Source organism: Arcticibacter svalbardensis MN12-7 (assembly GCF_000403135.1).
GTDB classification, from domain to species: domain Bacteria; phylum Bacteroidota; class Bacteroidia; order Sphingobacteriales; family Sphingobacteriaceae; genus Arcticibacter; species Arcticibacter svalbardensis.
This window is the reverse complement of record NZ_AQPN01000038.1, coordinates 1-19,641: the sequence shown is the minus strand read 5'-3', so window position 1 is coordinate 19,641 and position 19,641 is coordinate 1. Positions and strand designations below refer to the sequence as shown.

The following is a 19,641-nucleotide window of genomic DNA, read 5'->3' as shown; positions in this document are numbered from 1 at the left end:
AAACCCTACGGTCATCTTTTTGAAATAACAGTCTGGATAACAGCACTTGTTTTGCTTGCAATGCTGAATCCAGCAGATCATGCTCACTTTTCTTTATGCCCTATTGCTAATTTGGGACTAACCTGGTGTCCCGGTTGTGGTATAGGCCGATCCATATCATCCGTTCTTCATGGAAATATTTCGCAATCATTTCATTACCATTGGTTTGGGATCCCAGCACTTCTTATTTTAATCTCACGTATTTCTTCGTTGGGAACGAAAATAAAAGTATATTACCACCCTAAATCAATATTATGAACATTCAAAACGTGCTTTACGGAATAAATGGTATTACTCCCGAAGAATACCAGTTTTTACAGGAAATAATTAAAAATATGGATGAAGAAAAGGTGCAGCGATTTGTTATGTTTTACACTGGTAAACGGCAGAGCGCAGAAAATATTCTCATCTTTACCCTCCTTGGTTTTGTCGTAGTAGCAGGTATTCAACGATTTATAACCCGACAAATTGGAATGGGAATCCTCTATTTTTTTACCGCAGGATTGTGTTTCATAGGAACCATTGTCGATCTGATCAATTATAAAAGTATGGCTAATGATTTTAACCGTAAAGTCGCTTTGGAATGTGCACAAATGGTGAATATGACGTATAAAGGTTAAGAGGCAAACCGTTAACAATCCAATTTATTTAATTTGTGTACTTTTGTCAGCTTAAATCGTCAAATAAATCATGGCTCAAATATTCCAAGCCGCTTTAATCCTGCTAATTACAGGTTCGTTTTGTTACTCCATTACAAAAATACTAGATCATATAGCAGAAGAAAACAGATTGATTCAACCCAGATTGATTTGGCTCTTACTTATCCCCGGTCTTAACCTGATCTGGAATTTCGTTGTAGCCTCTAAATTGAGCTTATCGATAAAAAATGAAATGGTAGCGAGAGACTTTGATATTACAGGTAAACCCACCTATATTCAAGGTTTGCTTTATGCCATCATTTCTCTTATAGGAGTCATTCCCACCGTCATAATCTTGTTTTCGGCAAGAACGCCGGAAGAAATTATCCAGGCAGCTAAAGTTATTCCTGATAATGTAGTCATTGCCATTGAGGTCATCGGCATCATACAAATCATTCTTTTTATCACCTATTGGACCAAGATCAGCTGGTATAAGAATATTTTGGAAAATGATGAAAAAAAGCCAAATGAAGATAATTGAGTTAACCACTTTTCTCGAAACATTAGCCCCCTTGTCATTGCAGGAGGATTATGACAACTCCGGATTGATTGTTGGCGAACCTGATACCACGATTACCGCTGCGATGATTTCATTGGATTGCACCGAAGCTGTTATTGATGAAGCCATTGCAAAAGGCTGTAACATCGTCATATCCCACCACCCCATCGTGTTCAAAGGACTAAAAAAGTTCAATAAAAAGAATTATGTAGAGCGTGCGGTGATGAAAGCGATCAAGTTTGATATTGCCCTATATGCCATTCATACCAACCTGGATCACGTCATAGAAGGCGTCAATGCAAAAATATGTGCCAAATTAGGAATCAAACAATGCCGGATTCTATCCCCCCGAAAAAACACCCTGAAGAAACTCGTTACCTTTTGTCCCGTTCAACAGGCTGATCAGGTACGAGCAGCCATTCTTCAGGCAGGTGCCGGTTCCATAGGAAATTATTCCGATTGCAGTTTTAGTACACCAGGCAGCGGTACATTCAAAGCATCAGAAAATGCAAACCCTTTTGTGGGTGAAAGAGGCGAATTACACCGCGAAGAAGAACTGCGCATCGAAGCCATTTACCCTGAATTCCTGGAACGCAACATATTAATCGCTTTATTGCAAGCACATCCATACGAAGAGGTGGCTTACGATTTATATCCTTTAAGCAATTCATACCAGCAAGCAGGAGCAGGAATGATCGGCACACTTGATAAACCGATAGATGAAATGGAATTTCTTCGTTTTGTAAAGGAAACGCTGAATGCCAAAGTAATCCGTCATACTGCGCTGAGAGGTAAAAACGTGCAACGGGTAGCTGTTTGTGGAGGCACAGGAAGCTTTCTCTTACCAGCTGCAATTGCTGCCGGAGCGGATGTATTCGTTACCGCAGATTTTAAATACCATGAGTTTTTTGACGCCGAAGGTAAAATTGTCATTTCAGACGTGGGACATTTTGAAACAGAGCAATTTACACAGGAATTGTTATTTGAAAATATTCAGAAAAAATTTCCTAACTTTGCAATCCATTTAACATCAATAGACACAAACCCCATAAAATACATATTTTAATGGAACAAACCGTAGAACAGAAGCTTAAGGCTTTATACGAACTGCAAACAATTCACACCAAGATTGATAAGATCAGACAGGTAAGAGGCGAACTTCCTATGGAAGTTTCTGATCTTGAGGATGAAGTTGCCGGTCTTGAAACGCGTATACAAAAAATCAAAGCTGATCTTGATGATCTGGAAGATTCTATCATTTCCCGGAAAAACATGATTAAGGATGCTCTTGCTAATACCAAGAGATACGAAACTCAGCTTAACGAAGTAAAAAACAATCGTGAGTATGACGCTATTTCTAAAGAAATAGAGATCCAGGGACTTGATGTACAGGTTAGCGAAAAGAAAATAAAGGAATTTACCTTTGAAATATCTAACAAGACTCAAGTGTATGAAAAAGCGCTTTTTGATCTTGAAGAACGTAAAAAGGACCTTGAAGTTAAAAATTCAGAACTAGAAAATATCAAATCTGAAACTCAGAAAGAAGAGCAAGAACTTACCGTTGTTGCTGATGAAGCTGAATTATCAATTGATGCAAGACTATTAACTGCTTACAAACGCCTTCGCGGAAACGCTAAGAATGGTTTAGCAGTAGTAACCATTCAACGTGATTCATGTTCTGGTTGTTTCAACCAAATACCTCCTCAACGTCAGTTGGATATCCGTCAGCATAAGAAAATTATTGTATGTGAGCATTGCGGAAGAATCCTGGTTGATGAAGCTTTAAGTGGTGAGCATCCGGTTGAAGAAGAAGAATTGTATTCTTAAAATTCGATAAAAATATCCCTATCTGCATAGGATTCATAAAAAAGGCCAGGTTATTCACCCGGCCTTTTTTTATGCCTCAAAACTTTACCCCTCCCCAAACATTGAAGTCTGCTTTCCCGAAGCAGGGATAAAATGACTCAAATTATACCCCGGTAATCCATTATCAGGCATGTACCGCTTAACAGAAAGCGCAAACAACGTATGAATACTTTCCGCTATCTTCCCCTCGCCCCGCATTCTTGTCCCCCAGCGACTATCATTCAGCTTCCCGCCATGACACTCGGCAATCATATTCAGCACCTTATTAGCCCTGTCAGGATAAGCTTTCTGGATCCAGTCTGTAAATACCTCCGCAATCATTCCGTTTAGCCTAATCAATGTAAAAGAAGCAGCCTTAGCCCCTTCCTCTGCCGCACGCTTAATCAATGTAGGAATCTCATCACTATTTAATCCCGGAACAATGGGAGCAACCATCAACCGTACCGGCACCCCTAAAGCACTCAAACAACGAATCACTTTCAACCGGCTATTAGCCGTTACCGTCCGCGGCTCCATTTTTTGTCTTAAACTCTCATTCAGGGAATTTATGGTAATGGCCACATGCACCAGGTTTAAAGAGGCCAGTTCCTGTAGAATATCAGCATCCCGCACAATCAGATTGTTTTTACTGATCAACCCTACCGGATGTCTGTACTTCAAAAAAGTTTTTAAAAGTTCCCTTGTGATCCCAAGTTTCCGCTCCACAGGCTGATAACAATCCGTATTTCCGGATAACATAATCGGTTCCGGCTGATAACCCGGTTTATTCAAAAAAGTCTCCAGCAAGGCAACCGCATTGCGTTTAACGATGATCTTACGCTCAAAATCCAGTCCCGCACTAAAGCCCCAGTATTCATGCGAATTCCGCGCATAACAATATAAACAACCATGTTCGCATCCCTGATACGGATTAATCGAATAATTAAAACCTACATCCGGACTCTCCGAACGGCTCACTATAGTCTTAGGAAAAGTCTCAATCAGCTGTGTAGCCGAATTTTCATACATCTCCTCATCCAAACCCTCAATATGTTCTGTCACATACTTTGTTTTCGAAAACCGGTTATGCGTATTAATCTGGGCTCCCCTGCCCTTAAAGTAATGATCGTTATTCTCATGCGGCATAAATCAAAAATACTAATATATTTAGTAATTGTAATAATTAAAACATGTTATCACTCATTTTGCATTTATCTAAAACAATTACCCTATTAAAACATCTTAATATCAAATGATATAATAAAACAGCAAATATTGATATAAGCTATTTTATTTTAATTTAAGTTTGCGCCAAATACTAATATCTGAACAAACGACTATAATAGTCAGGAATGCAGAAATTAAAGATATTATTTTCCTCAATGAAGAGATCAGGTAAGTATGTAGTATCACAAAAGATAGATCAGATTTTTATAAATCTGTTCGATGTCTATAAGTTCATCCTACGCTTTTTTAAAGAAGTTCTGTTTCCTCCTTACGAATTCAAAGAGGTTATAAAGCAATGTTATGAGATCGGATACAAGTCCCTTCCCTTAATCACACTTACCGGATTTATTACCGGATTGGTCTTTACCAAACAATCGCGCCCCTCACTGGCCGATTTTGGAGCAACCTCCTGGCTTCCCAGTCTGGTTTCAATTGCCATCATAAGAGCGTTAGCCCCGTTGGTAACCGCCTTAATTACAGCAGGTAAAGTTGGATCACAAATAGGTGCCGAGTTAGGATCCATGAATGTGACCGAACAAATTGACGCCATGGAAGTATCCGGAACCAATCCCTTTAAGTTTCTGGTCGTCACCCGAATGCTGGCCACCACCTTTATGATTCCCTTATTAGCCGTTTACACCTGTATCGTGAGTCTCTTAGGGTCCTATATTAATGTCAACCAGAATGAACAAACCAGTTATTCTTCCTTTGTAGTCAGCGCTTTGCAAAATATATCATTTCTCGATTTATTCTCTTCCATCATAAAAACGACCATATTCGGGTTCACTATCGGAGCCGTAGGGTGTTATCAGGGATATAATTCATCAAAAGGAACAGAAGGTGTAGGAAAAGCCGCCAACTCAGCAGTAGTGGTTTCCATGTTTTTGATCTTTATTGAAGAAATACTTGTTGTGCAGATCGTAAACGCCATACGCTAATGAAGAAACAATCCACACCCATTGATGAGAGTCAGCATCTTATTTCGATCAAAGGACTAAAAAAATCTTTTGGCGACCTGCATATCCTCCGTGGTATTGACCTCGAACTTTATAAAGGTGAAAACCTCGTTGTTCTGGGACGTTCAGGTACAGGAAAATCCGTCTTGATCAAGATCATATCCGGTTTGCTTAAACCTGATGAAGGAATGGTAGAAGTTTTAGGATATGAAGTAGACAAGATCTCCATCAAAGAATTACAGAAGCTCCGTTTGAAGATCGGTTTTTCCTTTCAAAGCAGTGCCTTATACGACAGTATGACGGTAAAGGAGAACCTGGAGTTTCCCTTAGTACGTAATTCAGCCCATCTCACAAAGAAAGAGATCGAATTCGCAATAGAGGATGTGCTCGAGGGAGTAGGCCTTCTGCAAGCGCTCAATCAAATGCCATCCGAACTCTCAGGAGGACAACGGAAGCGGATAGGAATAGCCCGAACACTCATTATGCGGCCCGAAATCATGTTATATGATGAGCCAACAGCGGGACTGGATCCCATCACCTGTATCGAAATTAATAATCTGATCAACGAAGTTCAGGAAAAATACAATACCTCCTCTATTATCATCACCCATGATCTTACCTGTGCGAAATCAACCGGCGATCGTGTCATGATGTTATTGGAAGGGCGTTTTGCCCAAACAGGAACATTCGAAGAAGTCTTTGCCAGCGAAGATGAGCGGATTCAAACTTTTTATAAATATAATTTTACATCTTAATGGAAGCATCAGAAAGTAAACGCTCGGTAGTAGTCGGAATATTTGTTTTTTTAGGAATCATTCTTTTCGTAGCAGGCATTTTTACGCTCGCTGGTCAGCAGAAACGGTTCGTCAAGAGCATTAACATCAATGCGATCTTTGATAACGTAGCGGGACTTAAAATAGGCAATAACGTATGGTTTTCCGGTGTCAAGATCGGAACCGTTAAGAAAATTGACTTTTATGGCAGCTCACAGGTAAAGATCCTGATGAATGTAGAAGAAGAAGCCCAGAAATACATCCATAAGAACGCAACTGCCCAGATCAGTTCCGAAGGAATCATCGGGAACAGGATCATTGTAATCAATGGAGGAAGTTTGAACCTTCCCAATGTCGAATCCGGTGATCGGATCGGTGTTAAAAAAGCATTGGATACTGATAAGATGATGGAAGATCTTCAGGCCAACAATAAAAACCTGATTGACATCACCGGAAACCTGAGTGTAATTACTACCCGCATGGTGGAAGGTAAAGGATCTATCGGCGCATTACTTACCGATTCAAGCATAGCACTCAACCTGCGTAGTACAATGGCAGGTTTAAGCAAAGCCTCCAACAATATAAATAATACAGCAGTATCCCTCTCCGCTTTTTCAAACAAGTTGAACCACAAAGGAGGATTAGTTGATAAGCTATTGACGGATACAGAAGTGTTCTCTCAGTTGCAGAGCTCCGTAGGTGAGATCAAAAAACTATCTGTTGCAGCAGCATCACTTTCCAATGATTTAACCACTGCAGGCGCGAAATTGAATGATAAGGACAATGCAATAGGGGTCTTATTGAATGACCAGGAAACAGCAGAAAGTTTAAAGAAAACCATGCTTAACCTCGAATCCAGCTCCGCTAAGCTTGATGATAACATGGAAGCTTTACAACATAATTTCCTTCTAAAAGGCTATTTCAAAAAGAAAGCAAAGGAAGAAGCGAAAGAAGAAAAATAAAAAAACTAGCAAAAAGTATTCGATTCCTGCATTTGGTAATGATTTAATCACCCATTATGGAGTGCAGGAGTTACAAATTAAATAAAAAGCCCTCCAATTACTTAATTAATAATTGAAAAAGAGAAGATTATTACAGTTTTTTCTGTTTAAAAAAAGCTAGTTTGAAGACGAAAATTAAATTCCCATGATGGTACAAGCCTTTTCTGCAGCCAATTTTTCTGCATTTTTCTTGTTATAATCTCTTCCGATACCTTTAGTTTCCCCTTCAACCAGGGCATTAACAGTAAAAAGTTTAGCACTTTCACCCTCTGCATTCGGCACAATTTCGAAAGCGACCTCTTTTCCCTGGCGCTGGCACCATTCAATCAGCTTACTTTTGAAATTAGTTTCTGTAGTTTCAAGGGTCAAAATATCAACATGAGGTTTAATAATATGATCCAGAAGGAAATTGCGGGTAAATTCGTAGCCTTTATCCATGTAAACCGCTCCGATTAAGGCTTCAAAAGCATCACCAAGAAGCGAACTTTGTTTGGTAGGAAAGCTAACAATGCGGTTATCAAACTCAATTAATTCATCGAGACCCAGCTTTTTGGCAAGCTGATTCAGGTTCACGCGACTCACAATTTTGGAGCGCATTTCGGTCAGAAAGCCTTCAGTTTTGTAAGGATAACGCTTAAATAATTCGTCTGCAATGACGGCACCCAAAATAGCATCACCAAGAAACTCGAGCCTCTCGTTGCTGTTTTTGGTACCATTTTTTAAAATTATGGCCACAGAACGGTGTCTGAAAGCCATGCGATAAAGCTTAATATTACCCGGAACAAAGCCAAGTAAATTCTTCATCAACGCAACGTACTTACGTTGAGGAGAGAAGTATAGCTTATAAATGGAAGATATTGGCATTCGTTTTTATAAGACCTTTGTCTAAAGTCAAAAGCCCAAAGTCTTAAGACGAGCAACACATTATAAATCTATTTGTAATAAAATAAATTTATAAGGAGAGCAAATCAGCAGACCCGGGACTTAAGGTAATTTGGTACTCCTTGATTAACCTTCGTACTTTCTAAAAATAACCGAAGCATTATGACCGCCAAAACCAAAAGTATTGCTTTGGGCCACCCGAACTAAGCGTTTCTGGGCAACGTTAAACGTTAAATTTAATCTAGGGTCAATCTCAGGGTCATCCGTAAAGTGGTTGATCGTAGGAGGCACAATGTCATTTTTAACCGCAAGAATAGCTGCAATACTTTCCACGGCACCAGCGGCGCCAAGTAAGTGTCCGGTCATCGACTTGGTTGAACTAATGTTTAACCGATACGCGTCTTCACCGAAAACGTTCACGATAGCCTTAGATTCACTTTTGTCGCCAAGACCGGTAGACGTACCATGCACATTGATATAATCAATATCAGCAGTAGTAAGTCCAGCATCTTTTAATGCGTTTTTCATCACCAGTTTGGCACCCAATCCATCCGGATGAGGGGCTGTAATGTGATGAGCGTCAGCACTCATACCTCCACCAATCAGCTCTGCATAGATTTTCGCACCGCGGGCAAGTGCATGTTCCAGTTCTTCCAGAATAATAGTACCCGAACCTTCACCTGTAACGAAGCCATCACGATCTAAATCGAAAGGGCGCGAGGCAGTTGCAGGGTCATCGTTCCTGGTTGAAAGGGCGTGCATGGCATTGAAGCCACCCATTCCAGCTTCATGGATAATAGATTCAGAACCACCAGAGATGATTGCATCGGCCATACCCAGTCGGATGTAATTAAATGCGTCAATCAGTGCGTTTGTAGAAGACGCACAAGCAGCTACTGTAGAAAAGTTAGGACCCCTCAGCCCGTACTTAATGGAAATATGTCCCGGCGCGATGTCTAAAATCATCTTTGGGATGAAGAAAGGATTGAATCGCGGCGTTCCGTCACCTTTTGCAAAAGAAGTTACCTCGTCCTGAAAAGTCTTTAACCCTCCGATACCAGAGCCCCAGATTACTCCGATGCGATTGGTATCCAGATTGTCAAAATCCATTCCGGAATCGATAACAGCCTCTTCAGTTGAAACAAGTGCAAACTGTACAAATGGGTCTAACTTCCTTGCTTCTTTACGATCAAGAAAGTCTTCAGGTTTGAAGTTTTTTACCTCACAAGCGAAGTTCGTCTTGAACTTACTTGCATCAAACCTTGTAATCGGAGCAGCTCCGCTTACTCCATTCAGAAGGCCGTTCCAGTACTCTGGAACCGTATTTCCTATTGGGGTAAGCGCACCTAGTCCTGTTACAACAACTCTTTTCAGCTCCATTTATGCTCTGAAAGCGGGATTACTTTACGTTCTTTTCTAAGTAGGCGATCGCCTGGCCTACAGTGCCAATTGTTTCAGCCTGATCATCAGGAATTGCGACATTGAATTCTTTTTCGAATTCCATAATTAATTCTACGGTGTCCAGAGAGTCTGCTCCTAGATCGTTTGTGAACGATGCTTCAGGGTTTACTTCACTTTCATCCACACCTAGTTTTTCCACGATAATTGCTTTTACTCTTGAAGCGATATCAGACATAGTTTCTATTATTTTATATGGTTATTAATTATCTGCAAAGAAAAATAAAAAATGATAAATATCAAACCTTTTTAATTTCGGTTAAAAATGATAAGCATCATAATAAGCTTTTGGTATGTTTTTGTACCTTCGCGGTGTTTTCGTATACCATTTTGAACAAATTTACACTTAAATACGAATTAGATCTAGATTTTGTTTTAATAGCAGTCACATCTTCTTTAAAAGATTATCTGTTATGTTTCAAAATCAACCGGCAAATCTTCACTGATTTTGCCCGTATAGAAGATTTATCTGTTCATTTGACCAATATTGGGGATGTGTTCTTTTCCAGGTATTATTATCAACTACCTGAATCAGAAACAGATCTGTTCTTATTGGCCAACAAAGGTACGGAGGGTTATTTGATCCCCGAAATGAAAAACGTAGATTACTTTATTTTAATTAAAAATTATATGGACGAAAACGACTTAGAGTTTATAATTGAAGGATTAAACAAGCTTCCGGATATCTTGAACGCAACAGAAGTAAGTCCACAGAAAATTAAATCAATAGAGAATCTAATATTTTAAAGGAATAAATTAAAAATGGTGTAACAGATACACTTTAACAAATAACAATAGTTTATAATAAGATGAGACAAGTTCACAAACGGACAAAAATAGTTGCCACCCTTGGGCCGGCTTCCTCTAGTAAAGAAACATTACTGAGCATGATTAAAGCAGGCGTTAACGTATGCCGCTTAAACTTCTCACACGGAAGTCAGGAAGATCACAAAAAGGTTATTGCGATAATCCGCGAAATCAATCATCAATACAAACTTCATGTTGGTATTCTTGCAGATTTACAGGGACCTAAAATCCGTATCGGAATGGTACAGGATGGTGGAATTAAATTAGTAAACGGTACTCAGATCACTCTTACTACCACAGAAATGGTTGGTAATAACGAGCAGATCTACATTACTTACACTAATTTTCCTAAAGATGTTCGTGCAGGCGAAGTCATTCTTTTAGATGATGGAAAACTTCAAATGCGCGTTGTAGATACCAACAACAAGGATAAAGTAATTTGCGAAGTAGTTCATGGAGGAATCCTGACATCACGTAAAGGCGTTAATCTTCCAAATACTAAAGTATCTATCCCTAGTTTAACAGAAGATGACTTAGACAATTTAGCTTTTGCATTAGAAAATGATGTAGAGTGGATTGGCTTATCATTTGTACGTACAGGAGAAGATATCATTGACTTGAAACGCATCATTAACAGGAGCGGAAAAACAGCCAGAGTAATTGCTAAGATTGAAAAACCAGAAGCAATTGAAAACATTGACGCAATCATTGCCGCAACAGACGGAGTGATGGTAGCCCGTGGAGATCTAGGTGTTGAAATGCCAATGGAAATGGTTCCGGTACTTCAAAAAATGATTGTAAAAAAATGTCTTGCAGCATCAAAACCAGTTATTGTAGCTACACAGATGTTGGAAAGTATGATCACTACTCCTCGCCCAACACGTGCAGAAGTGAATGACGTTGCCAATTCAGTATTAGATGGAGCAGATGCAGTGATGTTAAGCGGAGAAACCTCAGTTGGTGAATTCCCTGTCATTGTTATTGAAACCATGAGCAAAATCATCAAGAACATTGAAGAAACAGCATATCCTTACCATACACCTAAGAAATTAGACGCAACATCACCCCGTTTTATTTCCAATGCAGTATGTGGATCAGCCGTTCATCTTTCAACACAAACTCAAGCTATGGGTATTGTATCGATGACTTCATCCGGATATACCGCATTCGAAATTTCAAGTCACCGTCCAAAAGCAGTAACTTATATTTTCACCAATAATGTAGAATTATTAGGAACATTGAGTTTACTTTGGGGAGTAAGAAGCTTTTATTACGATAAGATCGATAGCACTGACAAAACCATCAGTGACGTAAATCGGATTCTTAAAGAAGAAAAGTTGATTATGCCAGGAGACGTAGTGATCAATACAGCAGCAATGCCAATCGAAAAGAAGGGTAAAACCAACATGATTCGTGTAACTATTGTAGAATAATTAGCATATACTTTTAAAAAAACGGCTGTCTCTTAATAGAGGCAGCCGTTTTTTTTTGTTCAACTTCGATCTAAGTTCAATATAATAAAGACCAAACTAAGGTTTGGATAAGGTCAGATTACCGTTGAGGCCACAGTGACGCCACAGTGAGGCCACAGTGAGGCCACCTTTTCCCGCTAAAACGTGGCGTCACTGTGGCCTCACTGTGGCCTCACCCTTGCATCAAGGGTAATCTGATGATCACTTCATCATTCTTAAACTTAAATCAGGTAAGCAATTATTTAGGCTCTGTGTTCTTTTTAAACAGCGCTTCATCGGCACATTTTAAACCGGTTTCCGTCATGATCCACTCCGAAGGCGTATTCCAGTCGCTATCTTCAGGGAGGCAATCCCTTAAATTAACATCATGGAATATATTGTTAAGGTCACCATCAATAATCAGGTGCGTACCAACCGGAACCCTTAGTGTGACATTCACATCCTGATCGCGGAAAGCCTGTTTAGGCGGGAAGGAAAGATATTTGTCGAGCGTAATAATGGAATCAGCCTGAACGAAAGTGTAGGTGCTTTGCTGTGCATTCGTCAAAGCAGACTGGAAATCCCGTCCACGAGCGGAGAAATCTTTCACCAGGACAGTCAGACTATCATCACTTTTTTGAACATAGAAATCAATTTCTCCTAGATCAGCACCCATTTTCACCCGGCCACGACGACCGTTGAAGGTAATATTATAGTCTACGCTATCCCCTTTAGATAAAAACCGAGCCTCATTAAGCTTTAAATAAAAAACAGGATAGGACTTTATTAACGATTGTTGTTCAAAGTTGGCTTCTGTTTTAAATTCAGCACCGACCTTGGCACCATAATAAACAGCCATACCTAAACCGGTGAGCCAAATTATTAAAAGCGCAAATGAAGTAGTTCTTCCAGTAATTTTTCTGTTAAACAGCACCTTTAAGGCAAATAATATGAGGGCAATAAGAGGAATAACGATCAGAAGAGCGGCGCTAAAATAAATAGGGGATTGATATTCCGGATTAATTACGTTAAAAGGGAAGCCATCCATCTCATTTCCATTTATGAAACCCATTACAAACAGGAGGCCTAGTAGAGAAGCAAACAGTAAGCTGCAGCAGACGAAAATGACAAAGGCGCCAATAAGTTTAAATATAATGCTCAGAAATTTGGTGATGAAAGAGCCGGTGTGTTCGCCAGCATCCCTCAAAAAGTCTTCTGCGGCATTAAAACCAGGTTTCATACGTGTGCCGGCATCACTTATATTTTGTCTTAAGGCGTCTACTTCTTCGTCGAAATTACGCTTGAAGCCTTGTAAGTTGATTGCTTCACCTTTCATGGCCATTTTTTCAGTGCGAGTTTTAGCCCAGGGAATAACAATCCATAAAATTAGGTAGACAATTAGTCCGGTGCCCCAGAAAATAGTGGCAAGTACCGTAATTAAGCGAACATATTTAGCCTCTATGTTGAAATAGTGACCTAAACCGGAGCAAACACCACCAACCATGCGGTCGTCCATATCTCTATATAAAGTACGGCTTGCTTTGGGGATGGCAGAAAATTCCGTTTCGTCGCTATCAATGTCGAAGTCGTTGGTATTACCCATTCTTGCGGTGATGTCAGTTACATCCTGCAGCACGATAACCTGTTTATTTTGTTCCGCGAGGCGTTCGGTAAACATTTCGGCCAGGCGGTTTTCGATGTCCATTACAATTTCGTCGTTGTCGGATGAGAAAGCGAAATGGCGTTTAACTTCGGTCATGTAGGACCGGAGCACTTCGTAGGCATCCTCTTCAATATGGAAAACGATGCCGTTAATGTTGATGATTATAGTCTTATTCATGATATTACAGGTTTGAGGATTTGTTATTAGGAGCTCCTTCAATAGAGGTTTTGACAGCGAATTTTAGTTCTTCCCAGGTGGTATCCAGTTTTTGGAGTACAGTTTTTCCAGCTTCGGTGAGTTGATAATATTTTCGGGGTGGCCCGGAAGTGGATTCTATCCAGTTGTAACTCAGGAGCCCGTTATTTTTCAGGCGGGTTAGTAATGGATAAAGGGTACCCTCAACGACGAGCATTTTGGCTTGTTTCAGCTCATTAATAATGTCGGAGGCGTATATCTCGCCACGCGAGATAATAGATAGGATGCAGTACTCCAGTACTCCTTTCCTCATTTGTGTTTGGGTGTTCTCTACTATCATGAAACAAAGATATGTTATTTATTTAGTACTATGCAATACATAGTACTAAATAAATTGCGATTTGCTTATAAAGAAAGAGCTGAGAAAAATAAAGTGATAAGCGTAAGAATGACAAATAATGGTAAAAGTTCGTTTGAGCGGAGTATGAATAATAAAATGGAGGTGGTTGAATTTTTTTAGAATTCAATTTTCTCATTATTTCATAATTGGAAATTGGAAATATTTAAAATAAAATGATAATTTTTAGCCCAAAATGAAGATTTGTTAGAGAATTATTAAAATAATGTAAATAAAAGTTTGAAAACTGAAATAAACTCAGCATTTTTATGCTTTAATCATTAATTGAAAAATACACATATGAAGCGAATTCTATCAAATTTGTTCATCTTGATGTTATTATGTACAAGTGTAATAGCGCAAGACCGTATCGTAACAGGTACTGTAAAAGGAAAGGATGACGGCCTGCCGCTTCCTGGTGTTAGTGTCAGAGTTAAAGGCACAGCGATTGGAACTCAAACTGGAGCTAATGGCCAGTATTCTATAAAAGTTCCTGGAAACAATGCAATTCTAGTATTAACCTATATTGGTTACACAACAAGCGAATTAAATGCTGGTTCTAGAAGTGTAGTGAATGTAAGTTTAAGTACTGATGCAACACAATTAGGTGAAGTGGTTGTAACAGCGCTAGGGATTACTAGAGAAAAGAAGGCTTTAGGTTATTCAACACAGAGCTTAAATTCAGAACAATTAACTCAGGGTGCTAGTACAAGTTTAGCTGGTTCAATGCAGGGTAAAGTTTCAGGAGTTGAAATTGCACCATCATCTGGTATGCCAGGAGCATCATCAAAGATCACAATTAGAGGATCACGTTCATTTACAGGAAATAATACTCCTTTATATGTTGTTGATGGGATGCCTATTAATTCCGCTATTGATATCAGTACAGAAAATTCTGTAACAGGAACTGACTATGCGAATAGGGGAATGGATATTGACCCTAATGATATTGAAACTATCAATATATTGAAAGGTCAAGCTGCATCTGCATTGTACGGTATGAGAGCATCAAATGGTGTGATTATCATTACCACTAAGAGTGGTAAAGGTGCAAGAAAAGGTAAACCTCAAATATCTTTAAATTCAACTTCTTCTTTTGATGTTGTATCGATATTGCCTGATTTTCAAACTGAATATTCTCAAGGAACTAAGGGGGGTTATACCCCAACTGCATCCACTTCATGGGGATCGTTGATAAGTGATTTAGCGAATAATCCAACTTATGGTGGTAACACGGCTAACGCTTATACAAATGCTAGTGGCCTTCAAGAAGGTAAGTATTATGTAAGACAAAGAGCACTTGCAGGTTTAGATCCCTGGGCTGTTCCTCAAACTTATAATAACGCAAAAGACTTCTTCGATGTAGGAACTACTTATAGTAACTCTGTAAATATTGCACAGGGTTTTGATACAGGTAATTACGCCTTCACTTTTGGAAATACAAACTCTGACGGAATAATCCCTTCAACAGGCTTGGATCGTTATAATGCTAAGTTAGCAGGTGAAGCTCAATTGCATAAAAATTGGAAAACTGGTTTTTCAGGTAATTATGTAAATTCTGTAATCACTAAACAATCATCCGCCAATAACGGAATTGTAGCTACAGTATATGGAGCCCCAGCAAGTTATGATTTGGCAGGTATCCCTTCTAATATAGCTGGTGATCCATACACTCAAAATACGTATCGTGGTACTAGTGGCTTTGATGCTGCCTATTGGGGAGTTAAGAACAATGAATTTACAGAAAGGAATCAACGATTTTTTGGTAACTCATATTTGCAGTTTACTAATGATTTAGGTACAGACAACCAAAAATTAAATTTAAAGTATCAGATTGGTGTAGATTCATATACCACTAACTATACTGACCTATGGGGTTATGGACATGCAAATGGCTTAGGTGAGATTTCACAGTACAGCTATAATGTGAATGAATTTAATTCATTATTCACTGCTATGTATACCTGGAATATCAATACAGATTTAGTCTTGGATGCTTTAGTTGGTAATGAATTTATCAATAGAGCAACTAAATATGATTATGCTTATGGTGGCAACTTCAATTTTTCGGGTTGGAATCATATGGATAATGCATCAAATTATAATGCTTCTGAAGAATATCGTAAACGTCGTACCGTTGGTACATTTGGAAATTTAGCGCTTGCATATAAAGACATGCTGTATTTAAATTTTACAGGACGTAATGATGTGGTTTCTTCCATGCCTAGAAACAATCGTTCATTCTTCTATCCATCAGCTTCATTAGGATGGATCTTTACAGAGCTTCCAACTTTAAAGAATGACATATTAACATATGGTAAGTTCCGTGTTTCTTATGCAGAAGTTGGTCAAGCAGGAGATTATCTTGATTCATACTACTCAACTCCAGTTTTTGGAGGAGGCTTTTCTTCTGGAACGCCTATCCAATATCCTATTGGAAGTGTAGTATCCTTTACGCCAAACTCAACAATATATGATGCTAATTTAAAACCACAGAATACCAAATCATATGAATTTGGAGCAGATTTTGGTTTATTTAATGGAGCTGTAACATTGGCGTATACTTACTCTCGTCAAAATGTGAATGATCAGATTTTTTCAGTTCCTTTAGCTGGATCAACAGGTTCAGCTTCTCTTGTAACTAATGGAGGTTCCATCCATACGAATGCACATGAGTTAACAGTAGGAATCAAAGCAATAAATAAAGAAAATGTAAAGTGGGATCTTGGATTCAATTTCACCAAGATTGATAACTATGTTGATGAGTTAGCAACAGGCGTAACTAGTATTTTCTTAGGAGGATTTGTTGAACCACAGGTACGTGCAAGTATAGGTGAGAAGTTTCCTACTATATATGGAATAAGTTATTTGAGAAACGATGCAGGTCAAATTGTTGTTGATGAAGCAGGGATGCCACAGGCAGGTGCAGAAACGGTAATTGGACGTGTTTCTCCAGATTTTCAATTAGGTTTCAATACATCTGTAGAATTATTCAAATTTAGACTTGGAGCTGTACTAGATTGGAAACAAGGAGGTCAAATGTACAGTGGTACTTTGGGGCTTTTGGATTATTATGGTGTAAGTAAGTATTCTGGTGATGTGCGTAAAGCAGGTACTTCATTTTTGTTTCCAGAGGATGCAGTGAAAGTTACAGGAACAGATGCAGCTGGAAAGAATGTTTATGCTAAGAATGATATCATGATTAGTAGCGCTAATGCTCAAAATTACTTTACTAATCTAAATGCTATATCTGAATCAATGATTTATGATAATTCTTTTATTAAACTTAGGGAAGTTTCATTAGGTTATCCAGTTTATGCAAAGAAAGGGTTAAACGTCAATTTGAATGCTTTTGCTAGAAATATCTTAGTATGGTCACAGCTTAAAGGCTTAGATCCCGAAGCATCTCAAGGTAATACAAATATGACAGGAGCATTTGAACGCTTTTCTTTACCGGGAACGTCTAGTTATGGTTTAGGAATTAATGTTAAATTCTAAAAAATCTTAAAATGAAAATTATTTCAACTATAAAAAAATATTCGTGGATCTTAGTCGCCACAATTCCACTCCTGTTCACGGGTTGTTCTGAGGATGCAATGGATGAGGTCAATAAAGATGTCAATCATACTACTGATGCAAAGGCTAAATATGTTTTAACAGATGTAATTACAAGAACTGCTTTTTCTAATGCAGGGGGTGAGGCAAATACTTATGCTTCTGCTTACGTGGAACATGAAGTAGGAACTCACGGCCAATTATGGGATGCAGAGCATAGAATAAGCCAACCATCTTCCTCTTCTACCTATAATAATACATGGGGATCATTGTATACGTCTCTAAAAGATGCAAAGGTTGTGATCTCAAAATGTTCTGAAGGTGGAACTGAGGCAGGCAATGATGTTACTAAAGGAATGGCAGAAGTAATGGCTGCCTATAATTTAGCATTGATAACTGATTTGTATGGTGATGCTCCTTATCTTGAAGCGGGAGACTATTCAGTAAGTCTTACTCCTAAGGTTGATAAGCAAGAAGTTATTTATCAGGCTATTCTAGCTTATATAAATAGCGCTATTGTAGATCTTCAAAAAACAGATAGCAATTTATCAGGCGGTCCAGGTTCAAATGATTTACTTTATAGTGGTAATAAAGCTAAATGGTTAAAATTTGCTCATGGATTGAAAGCTCGTTATACAATGCGGTTAATTAAAAAATCCACAAAAGTAAATGCTGATTTACAAACGGTTATAGATGAAGTAAATCAATCCTTTGCGTCAGTAACAGATCAAGCTGCATTTGGGATATATGACGAAAATAATATAAATCCAACATTTGATTTTCAATGGAGCCGTGATGATTTGGCAGCAAGTCGTAGTATGGTTGACAAGCTTATAGAAAGAAATGACCCTAGGTTGCGTCGTGACTTTATAGATGCTGACTGGGTGCAAGTTGCGGCTGTTACTACTGGTGATGACGCTTATGAGCTTATGGCTATAAATGGGGCAAACGATGAAGCGCAGTATGTTTACAATACTTCTGTATTTATGTTTTCTCAAACTGCACCTACTTTATTGTTAAGTTATCATGAAATATTGTTCTTGAAAGCAGAAGCAATGTCAAGACTAGGACAGAGCAGTGCTGCAATTGCTTCGATTTTAAAAGAAGCCGTTGTTGCCGCCATTGCTAATTCAGAGATTTCTGTAGAAGCAGGCTTACATGCTCCGACTGTAGGAGATTTAGAAGAAACTAGTGCTGCAATTAATCCTACAGAAGCAGCAAGCTATTTTGACACTAGTGTTTTGCCTTTATTCCTTGCAAATCCTTTGAAAGAGATTATGAATCAGAAGTACATCTCATTCTTTGGAGCTTCTGGTGAATCAGTTGAAGCATATAACGATATCAGACGTTTGAAGGGCTTAGGTGAAAACTTAATCGTATTGAAAAACGCTGGAAAGTTTCCATTACGTTTTACCTATGGTAGTGATGATACAACAACAAATCCAAACATTCAGGCAATATTTGGTGATGGACAGTATGCTTATACTGAAGCTGTATGGTGGGCTGGTGGCACACGATAGTTAAAAAAGGTATTATAGTAGTATTTGAAGTTCAAATATTACAACCTTTGAATTTATTAATATGACATTCAATTATTGAATGTCTTTAAATAGTCCCGACCGAAAGATCGGGACTATTTGTTTTAATAGTCCAGGGGTAATATCATTTTATAAGCAAGAAAGTATTGTGTTGCTTTTATTCAAGCTTATATGATTAGAAGTAAAGCCTTTGGTTTACTGATAAATAGAAGCTGACTATGCAATAACCTCCTTGAAAGTAGCTCTATTGTGTAAGCTGTAAAAAACTGCCATTTTAACTTTTTAGGATGCAATAACCTGTAGTGCTTGATGTTGAAACAATGCAAGTAAGGATACTGTGAAAGTGGGCGTGCATTTTTTTCACAGTGAGGCACAATTAGTGAAATCTTAAGTAAACCAACTTGAGGCCTATGCATGTGTTAAATAAACGAACAGATGAAAATAGAGAAGTTACTTACTTCAAAAATTGTCGTCTTAAAGTTAAATAGGGTTTGCTGAAAAACTCAAAAGTCTAATTCAACTATATAATTTTAACATTCAAAAATAATGGCTGGTGTATGCTTGATTACAACTGGCCATTATTTTTAATAATCTATTCGTACAGATCTCGATCATAGCTGAAAAACACCTGCTCATGGTTTTGATTTTTAGCCAAAA

18 protein-coding genes are annotated in these 19,641 nt (G+C 38.5%); 12 read left to right on the top strand and 6 right to left on the bottom strand.

All coding sequences use genetic code 11. The features are described 5' to 3' along the window. The first annotated feature begins 60 nt into the window (after positions 1-60). The 5 genes from ADIARSV_RS20945 (at position 61) to ADIARSV_RS04245 (ending at position 3,063) form a co-directional block, all read left to right on the top strand. Positions 61-297, top strand: a complete 237-nt coding sequence (locus ADIARSV_RS20945) for a DUF2752 domain-containing protein (RefSeq protein WP_016194164.1) — start codon at positions 61-63, stop codon at positions 295-297. Then, on the top strand, positions 294-659 hold the full coding sequence (locus ADIARSV_RS04260; protein WP_016194163.1) for a TM2 domain-containing protein: 366 nt from the start codon (positions 294-296) through the stop codon (positions 657-659). The genes ADIARSV_RS20945 and ADIARSV_RS04260 overlap by 4 nt, the downstream gene beginning before the upstream one ends. A gap of 70 nt (positions 660-729) precedes the next feature. Then, positions 730-1,218 (top strand): hypothetical protein, encoded by a 489-nt coding sequence (locus ADIARSV_RS04255; protein WP_016194162.1) that lies wholly within the window; start codon positions 730-732, stop codon positions 1,216-1,218. Then, on the top strand, positions 1,205-2,302 hold the full coding sequence (locus ADIARSV_RS04250; protein ID WP_040299059.1) for a Nif3-like dinuclear metal center hexameric protein: 1,098 nt from the start codon (positions 1,205-1,207) through the stop codon (positions 2,300-2,302). The genes ADIARSV_RS04255 and ADIARSV_RS04250 overlap by 14 nt, the downstream gene beginning before the upstream one ends. Then, a complete protein-coding gene (locus ADIARSV_RS04245) occupies positions 2,302-3,063 on the top strand; it encodes a zinc ribbon domain-containing protein (protein WP_016194160.1) in 762 nt (253 codons plus the stop codon). The genes ADIARSV_RS04250 and ADIARSV_RS04245 overlap by 1 nt, the downstream gene beginning before the upstream one ends. An 84-nt stretch (positions 3,064-3,147) precedes the next feature. On the opposite strand, the gene ADIARSV_RS04240 is transcribed toward ADIARSV_RS04245, so the two are convergent. Further along, a complete protein-coding gene (locus ADIARSV_RS04240) occupies positions 3,148-4,227 on the bottom strand; it encodes a PA0069 family radical SAM protein (RefSeq protein ID WP_016194159.1) in 1,080 nt (359 codons plus the stop codon). 236 nt (positions 4,228-4,463) lie between these two features. On the opposite strand from ADIARSV_RS04240, the gene ADIARSV_RS04235 reads away from it, so the two are divergent. Genes ADIARSV_RS04235 through ADIARSV_RS04225 form a run of 3 tightly spaced genes read left to right on the top strand, consistent with a single transcriptional unit; the run spans position 4,464 to position 6,999 of the window. Further along, positions 4,464-5,246, top strand: coding sequence for an MlaE family ABC transporter permease (locus ADIARSV_RS04235; protein WP_016194158.1), 783 nt, complete (start codon positions 4,464-4,466; stop codon positions 5,244-5,246). Then, entirely contained in the window at positions 5,246-6,019 is a 774-nt protein-coding gene (locus ADIARSV_RS04230; RefSeq protein ID WP_016194157.1) for an ABC transporter ATP-binding protein, read from the top strand. Before ADIARSV_RS04235 ends, ADIARSV_RS04230 begins: the two co-directional genes overlap by 1 nt. Then, the gene (locus ADIARSV_RS04225; protein WP_016194156.1) at positions 6,019-6,999 is read left to right on the top strand and encodes an MlaD family protein; all 981 of its coding nucleotides are present in this window, start codon (positions 6,019-6,021) and stop codon (positions 6,997-6,999) included. Before ADIARSV_RS04230 ends, ADIARSV_RS04225 begins: the two co-directional genes overlap by 1 nt. A 174-nt stretch (positions 7,000-7,173) precedes the next feature. On the opposite strand, the gene rnc is transcribed toward ADIARSV_RS04225, so the two are convergent. The 3 genes from rnc to ADIARSV_RS04210 form a co-directional block, all read right to left on the bottom strand. Continuing rightward, positions 7,174-7,902 (bottom strand): ribonuclease III, encoded by a 729-nt coding sequence (rnc, locus tag ADIARSV_RS04220; RefSeq protein WP_016194155.1) that lies wholly within the window; start codon positions 7,900-7,902, stop codon positions 7,174-7,176. A gap of 144 nt (positions 7,903-8,046) precedes the next feature. Beyond that, positions 8,047-9,300: a beta-ketoacyl-ACP synthase II gene (gene fabF, locus ADIARSV_RS04215; RefSeq protein WP_016194154.1), complete on the bottom strand. Its 1,254-nt coding sequence runs from the start codon at positions 9,298-9,300 to the stop codon at positions 8,047-8,049. 19 nt (positions 9,301-9,319) lie between these two features. Beyond that, on the bottom strand, positions 9,320-9,556 hold the full coding sequence (locus ADIARSV_RS04210) for an acyl carrier protein (protein WP_016194153.1): 237 nt from the start codon (positions 9,554-9,556) through the stop codon (positions 9,320-9,322). 152 nt (positions 9,557-9,708) lie between these two features. Here ADIARSV_RS04210 and ADIARSV_RS04205 point away from each other — a divergent pair, with 152 nt between their 5' ends. Both ADIARSV_RS04205 and pyk read left to right on the top strand, forming a co-directional pair. Beyond that, entirely contained in the window at positions 9,709-10,125 is a 417-nt protein-coding gene (locus ADIARSV_RS04205) for an IPExxxVDY family protein (protein ID WP_040299055.1), read from the top strand. 62 nt (positions 10,126-10,187) lie between these two features. Continuing rightward, positions 10,188-11,618, top strand: a complete 1,431-nt coding sequence (pyk, locus tag ADIARSV_RS04200; protein WP_040299052.1) for a pyruvate kinase — start codon at positions 10,188-10,190, stop codon at positions 11,616-11,618. 277 nt (positions 11,619-11,895) lie between these two features. On the opposite strand, the gene ADIARSV_RS04195 is transcribed toward pyk, so the two are convergent. After that, the gene (locus tag ADIARSV_RS04195) at positions 11,896-13,476 is read right to left on the bottom strand and encodes a PspC domain-containing protein (protein ID WP_016194150.1); all 1,581 of its coding nucleotides are present in this window, start codon (positions 13,474-13,476) and stop codon (positions 11,896-11,898) included. A 4-nt stretch (positions 13,477-13,480) separates the two neighbouring features. Continuing rightward, positions 13,481-13,834, bottom strand: a complete 354-nt coding sequence (locus ADIARSV_RS04190) for a PadR family transcriptional regulator (RefSeq protein ID WP_040299050.1) — start codon at positions 13,832-13,834, stop codon at positions 13,481-13,483. A 357-nt stretch (positions 13,835-14,191) separates the two neighbouring features. Here ADIARSV_RS04190 and ADIARSV_RS04185 point away from each other — a divergent pair, with 357 nt between their 5' ends. Both ADIARSV_RS04185 and ADIARSV_RS04180 read left to right on the top strand, forming a co-directional pair. Continuing rightward, positions 14,192-17,389, top strand: coding sequence for a SusC/RagA family TonB-linked outer membrane protein (locus ADIARSV_RS04185; protein WP_016194147.1), 3,198 nt, complete (start codon positions 14,192-14,194; stop codon positions 17,387-17,389). Between the two features lie 11 nt (positions 17,390-17,400). Continuing rightward, a complete protein-coding gene (locus ADIARSV_RS04180; RefSeq protein WP_040299049.1) occupies positions 17,401-18,966 on the top strand; it encodes a SusD/RagB family nutrient-binding outer membrane lipoprotein in 1,566 nt (521 codons plus the stop codon). Positions 18,967-19,641: the final 675 nt, after the last annotated feature.